At 71.4% G+C, this 5,811-nt stretch carries 5 protein-coding genes and 1 pseudogene; all 6 read right to left on the bottom strand.

The genetic code is table 11. The features are described 5' to 3' along the window. Positions 1 to 24: 24 nt before the first annotated feature. Positions 25 to 1,452 carry a class I adenylate-forming enzyme family protein gene (locus tag I53_RS22025; protein WP_251982398.1) on the bottom strand — a complete coding sequence of 476 codons (1,428 nt, stop codon included), beginning with the start codon at positions 1,450 to 1,452 and terminating at the stop codon, positions 25 to 27. Beyond that, positions 1,449 to 2,261 (bottom strand): VOC family protein, encoded by an 813-nt coding sequence (locus I53_RS22030; RefSeq protein ID WP_043354694.1) that lies wholly within the window; start codon positions 2,259 to 2,261, stop codon positions 1,449 to 1,451. The genes I53_RS22025 and I53_RS22030 overlap by 4 nt, the downstream gene beginning before the upstream one ends. Next, on the bottom strand, positions 2,258 to 2,677 hold the full coding sequence (locus tag I53_RS22035) for a PaaI family thioesterase (protein WP_043354697.1): 420 nt from the start codon (positions 2,675 to 2,677) through the stop codon (positions 2,258 to 2,260). Before I53_RS22035 ends, I53_RS22030 begins: the two co-directional genes overlap by 4 nt. 65 nt (positions 2,678 to 2,742) lie before the next feature. Next, positions 2,743 to 3,746 (bottom strand): annotated as a pseudogene (locus I53_RS22040) (zinc-binding alcohol dehydrogenase family protein). 43 nt (positions 3,747 to 3,789) lie between these two features. Next, the gene (locus I53_RS22045) at positions 3,790 to 4,770 is read right to left on the bottom strand and encodes an ABC transporter substrate-binding protein (RefSeq protein WP_043354698.1); all 981 of its coding nucleotides are present in this window, start codon (positions 4,768 to 4,770) and stop codon (positions 3,790 to 3,792) included. 64 nt (positions 4,771 to 4,834) lie between these two features. After that, positions 4,835 to 5,650 carry an ABC transporter permease gene (locus tag I53_RS22050; RefSeq protein ID WP_051044956.1) on the bottom strand — a complete coding sequence of 272 codons (816 nt, stop codon included), beginning with the start codon at positions 5,648 to 5,650 and terminating at the stop codon, positions 4,835 to 4,837. Positions 5,651 to 5,811: the final 161 nt, after the last annotated feature.

A 5,811-nucleotide genomic window follows, 5' to 3' on the forward strand; every position in this document is an offset into this window, starting at 1 on the left:
GGCGGCGGGCGCCGCTCAGTACGCCTACGGCGAGGCCCGGGACACGGTGCGCGACCTGCGCCACGGGGGCGAGCACCTCGTCGAGGAGGGGCGCGCCCCGTTCCGTGAGGTCAGCGATCGCGGGCACGCCCTGGCCGACGAGGCGATCGCCACAGGCACCACGCAGGCCTGAAGCACGTCGGGGTGGCGCTCCAGCACCAGCTCGACCTCGCCGGGGAAGATGTTCTCGCCGCCCGAGACGAACATGTCGTCGGTGCGTCCGAGGAAGTAAAAGAACCCGTCGGCGTCGCGGCGGAACACGTCGCCGGTGTCGTAGAATCCGTCCGCGGTGATCGGAACGGGCACGTCCGGCCGGTTGTGGTAGCCGAGCATGATCGCGGGGCTGCGCATCTGCAGAACGCCGGTCGCCGGCCCGTCTGGCCCGACGAGGCGCACCGAGACCTGGGGATGCGGTGCGCCGACCGACGCGACCGGCGTCGGCAGGCCGTCCGGATGGTCGCCGAACACGACCGGGCCGCCCTCGGTGGTCCCGTAGGCGTTGAGGATGCGGGCGTTCGGCAGGAGGGCGCGGATCTGCCGGGCCAGGGCGTCGTTGACGGGCGCCGAGCCCATCCGCACCGTCCGCACGCCAGTGAGGTCGGCCTCCGCCAGGAGATCCGGCTCCCGCAGCATCATGGCGATCATCGGCGGCACGGCGGTGAGCCACGTGCAGCGATGGCGATCGATCGCCGCAATGTAGGCCCGCGCCTCGAATTGCGGCAGCAGCACCATCGTGGCGCCGGCCGCGCAGACGAGGAGCGCCAGGGCCAGCGCGTTCATGTGGTAGAGCGGGGCCGCGACGAGCAGCCGGTCGTCGCGCAGGTTCGTCTCCGCGGCGCGGGTCCGCGCCACCCAGAGGTGGCTCGCATGGCTCAGCCGCACGCCCTTCGGCCGGCCCGTGGAGCCGGACGTGTAGAGGAACAGGGCCGCCTCGCCGGGCTCCGGCACGATCGGCACGAAGGGTCCGGGATCGAGCCAGGCCGCAAAACCCTCCGGCCCGTCATCGTCGAACCCGGCGATCCGGATATCGGGGTCGAGCCCCGCCAGCATCGCCCGGCGCGGGCGGTCGCAGAGCACGAGCCGCGCCCCGCAATCGGCGAGCACGGCCGCGATCGTGGCCGGCGGGAACTTGTGATTGACCGGGACCGGGACCACGCCGGCCCGCATCGCGCCGAGCAGCGCCGCGACGGTGTCGGGCCGGTTGGTCGAGAGGATCGCGACCCGCGCGCCGCGGGAGATCCCGCCGCGTACGAGGCCGCGGGCGAAGGCGTCGGCCCTGGCATCGAGGCCGGCGCGGGTCATCACCTCGGGCCCGCCCTCGGGGGCGACGCCGATGATGAGTGGCCGGTCCGGCGGCCCAAACCGGTCGACGAGGTCGCCGAGATTGGTCGCACCCGTGGTCGCGCACGTCATAGGGCCGCCCGGCACGCGAGGTGGAGGTCGAAGGCCGGCAGTGTCAGATCGGCCGCGTCCGGCCCGTGCCGGACCCAAGTCGCCTCCGGGAGGACGGCCGAGCGGGCTTCGAGGGCGTCGAGGCCGCGAAAGTGCAGGCCGAGGGCGGCGAAACGGGCGGCCGGACCCGGCACGATCACGATCCGCGTCTCCCCGACCCGGATGGTGAAGCCGGCGCCCGCGGCCTCGGCCGGAGCGCCGATCGCGGCCGCGTAGAGGGAAGCGTCGGCCTCCGGCGCCGGGCTCTCGATCGTCAGCGCGTCGATCCCCGAAAAGCCGTTCGGATGGTCGAGCCATTCGGGGCGCCAGACGAGATTCGGGGTCAGGTGCTCGCAATGGTAGAGGCGACCCGCCGGAAACCGGCCGGCCGGCACCCGCACCGTGCGGAACTGGGCCTGTTCCGTGCGGCCGTCGACGGTCACCGGGCGCGAGAAGGCGACGGGCGGACCGGCCGCGAGCCCCGCTGCCGCCAGCCGCGCATGGGTCGGGTCGGCGTCCCGGCTCGCCACCACGAGCCCGTTCAGGCCGAACGGGCTGTCCAGAACGTCCTGCCGCTGCGGCCCCATTTCGGGCACGCCGACAAGCTCCAGGTAGGGGCCTGCCGTCATCATCAGGTGGTTGATCGAGCCCAGCGAGTGGTGGCCGCGGGGTGTCAGCGAGAAGCCGAGGGCGGCGAACAGGTCCGCCGCCTCGTCCATCCGCCGCAGCACGTTGATCACGACGTGGTCGAGGGCCCCGTCCGCCGGGGCGCCGGGGGGCGGCCGCGTCATTTCGCCGGCGCCGTCATGTAGACGCCGCGGCCGCTCGCGAGCAGACGTCCCGCATCGTCGAGGATCTGCGCCTCGGCGACCGAGAGCTGGTTGCCAAACTTCACCACCGTGCCGCGGCAGGTGAGATCGCCCTGCATCGCGGCGCGGTGATAATCGACCCGCAGGTCCACCGTGGGGACGCCCCGGCCGGTCTTGGAGACCAGCGCCCAGTCGGCAGTGAGGTCGACGAGCGTCGCCAGGATGCCGCCGTGGACGTAGCCGCGCTCGGCGTTGACGACCCATTCGGGCCGCCACGTCGCCTTCAGCTCGATCGTGCCCTCGCCGACGGCGACGACGGAGAGGCCGAGCCACTGGTGGAACGGGCCGCGCAGCAGCAGCGCCTCGACCTGCTCCTTGCTGAGGGGGGTGTCGGACATGGCTTCGGGATCTCCTCGGGCGGGGCTGGGGGCGACGACGCGCGGTGGACCGGCCTCAGACGGTGTCAGGGGGTGACGACGATCTTGCCCATGACCTCGCGGTCGCGGATCATCCGCAGGCCCTCGGCGGCCTTTTCCAGGGGCAGGACCTTGTCGATGGTCGGCTTCAGCGTGCCGGCCTGGATCATGTCCATCAGGGCCGACAGGTCGTCGTCGTAGAAGCTGTTCGAGCCGATCACCTTGAGCTCGAAGCTCCAGATGTAGCGGAGATCCTCCTTGGGATCGTGCCCCGCGGTCGCGCCGCAGACGAGCAGCGTGCCGCCGCGCTTCAGGCACTTGAGCGAGGGCACCCAGGTGTCGCCGCCGGTGAAGTTGATCACCACGTCGACGCCGCCCTCGTAGGTCCGGCGCTGCGGCTTGCCGTACTGCTGGATCGCCCATTTGGAGAAGTCGGTCTCGCGGTAGTTGACGACGTGGTCGGCGCCGAGCGCCGTCAGCGCCGCCATCTTCTCGGCGCTGCCCGCGCAGGCGATCACCTCGGCGCCGAGCTGCTTGGCCAGCATCACGCAGCCCGTCCCGACGCCGCCGCTGGCGCCGAGGATCAGGACCCGGTCGCCGGCCTTCACGGTGTTGTGGGTGATCAGCATGCGGTGGGCCGTGCCGTAGGCCACCGGCAGGGAGGCGGCGTCCGCGTAGCTCACGTCCGGCGGCATCGCGATCAGCTGGCCCGTCGAGACCCGGCAATACTCGGCCATGCCGCCGTCGAGCATCTCGCCCATCAGGCCCTTGGCCTTGTTGAGTGGGTTGACCAGCACCCGGTCGCCGACGCGCCACTCCGCGACGCCCTCGCCGAGCTCGACGATCTGTCCGGCCATGTCGAGGCCGATCACCACCGGCATCGGCACCTTGATGCCGGGCATGCCCTTCACGGTGAATACGTCGTGGTAGTTGAATGAGGACGCGCCGACGCGGATCAGAACCTCGCCTGGGCCGGGGGACGGCTTCGGATAGTCGTTCACCACCTTCAGCGTGTCGATGTCGCGTGCGCCTCCAGCACGAGCGCTTTCATCGTCTCAGCCATCGGGAAAACCCTCTTCTGCAGGTCGGAAAGGCTACGGGATCGTCTTCGACCGCTCGTAGGGGCCGGGAACCAGGGCGGTGTCGGGCAGGCTGCCCTGGACGGCGCCGACCGCCTTGAACACGTCGAATTCGCGCTTCAGCGAGGCGATGTCGGCAGGCTCCAGGCTGACCGTGTAGATGCCGTCCCAGAGACCCGCGTAGGCGGCGGCGTCGGCATCGCTCAGGTTCGCGGCGGCCTTCAGGATCTTGGCCACCCCGGGCTTGTCGGCCTGGCCGAACGCGTAGGCCTTGCGCATCGCGGCCACGACCTTGGCGGGCGCGTCCGGATTCTGGGTCATCCAGGCGTTGCGCATCAGGCCGACGCCGAGGACCGGCGGCGCGTCCTGCTGGGTGAGGCGCTTCCACTCCTCCCGGAAGGTGCCCAGACGGCGCAGCTTGACGTCCGGCAGGAGCGCGAGGGTCACGGTGCGCAGGGCCGCCGCGTCGATGTCCTTCTGGACGAGGAATTGCGCCAGCCGGGAATCGTTGCCGGGCACGGCCTGGTAATCGGCGGGCTTCAGGCCGTGATTGGTCTCCAGGATCGCCGCCGCGATGGCGGCGGTGCCGCTGCCCGCGGGCGAGGTGCCGATCTTCTTGGCCCTAAGGTCGGCCATCGTCTTGATCGGCGAGTCCTCAAGGACGACGAAGTCGAGGTCGGCCACCTGCGTCGCCAGGACGATGCTCATCGGCAGGCCGTCGGCGGTCACGCTCAGCGCCGTTCCCGCGCTCGCCGCGATCGCGAAATCGATCGCCCCGGCGGCCATGGCCTTGGTGGGCGCGTTCACGTCCGGAAACTTGACGTATTCGGCCGTCAGCCCCTCCTTCTCCATGAACTTGCCGGCCTCCAGCACGGCGCCGAAGCCGAGGCTGATGCCGGAGCTCCAGTAGCCGATGCGCACCGTCTCGGCGCGCGCGAGGGCGGGCAGGCCGACCGCGCAGAGCGCGGCGACGGCGAGGACGCGGATCCGTTTCAAGGCGTTCTCCAGGGGGTGCAAAGAGAGGACGTGCGACGGGCGTTTCCCCGCGTGGCTTCGGCCGTCACGGCTGCGCCACCTTCTTCCAGGCGAACAGGCGCTGCTCGGCCGGCTTCAGGACGAGCGTCTCGAGTCCGATCATCAGGGCGACCAGGGTGAGGGTCCAGGCGAAGACCTGATCGGTTTGGACGAGGTCCGCCGCCTGCCGCAGGCGGTAGCCGATGCCGCTGCTCGCCCCCAGCGACTCCGCCACGAGCACGACCCGCGCCCCGAAGCCGATGGCGAGACGCGCGCCCGAGAAGAAGGCGGGCAGGATCGTCGGCAGGTAGATCTTGGTCAGCACCTTGTGGCGCGGCATGCGGAAGGTGCGGGCGAGTTCGAGATGCTCGGCGCTGACCGTGCGCGTGCCCTGCCAGACGTTGGTCAGGATCAACGGCATCGCGGTCATGAACACCACGAAGATCGTGGTCCAGTTCGAGAGACCGAACCAGATCAGCGCGAAGATCGCCCAGATCGCCGACGAGACGGTGTTGGTCACCGTCAGCACCGGCTCGAAGAACCGGCCGAGGCGAGGGCTCGCGCCGAGCAGCAGGCCGAGCGGCAGCCCCACCAGGGCCGCGAAGGCGAGGCCCGCGCCGATCCGGCCCAGCGTGATGCCGAGATCGGCGGCGAAACTCGGCGTGGCGACGAGGCCGAGCCAGGCGTGCCAGACCCGCGCGGGGCTCGGCAGGACGAAGCTCGGCGCGTGCAGCGATCCGAGCTGCCACGCGGCCAGCGCCAGGGCGAGGAGGGCGAGCCTCTGGAGGAGCACGCCCGCCCGGCGTCCGGCGCCGGACGTCCGTGTCTGCCGGATCAGGCGCCGCGGGGTCTTCACGAGCATCGCGCGCTCGCGGCGGAGAGGCTGATGCGCAGGCGCCGGACCTCCTCGGCGACCTCCGCCGAGAGGGGGTCGCGGGGATACGGCAGGTCGATCGCCCGGACCGCACCGATCCGGCCCGGACGCGGGTGAAGAACGACCACCTGGCTCGCCACACCACCGCT

The organism is Methylobacterium sp. B1 (genome assembly GCF_000333255.1).
Lineage (GTDB): Bacteria > Pseudomonadota > Alphaproteobacteria > Rhizobiales > Beijerinckiaceae > Methylobacterium > Methylobacterium fujisawaense.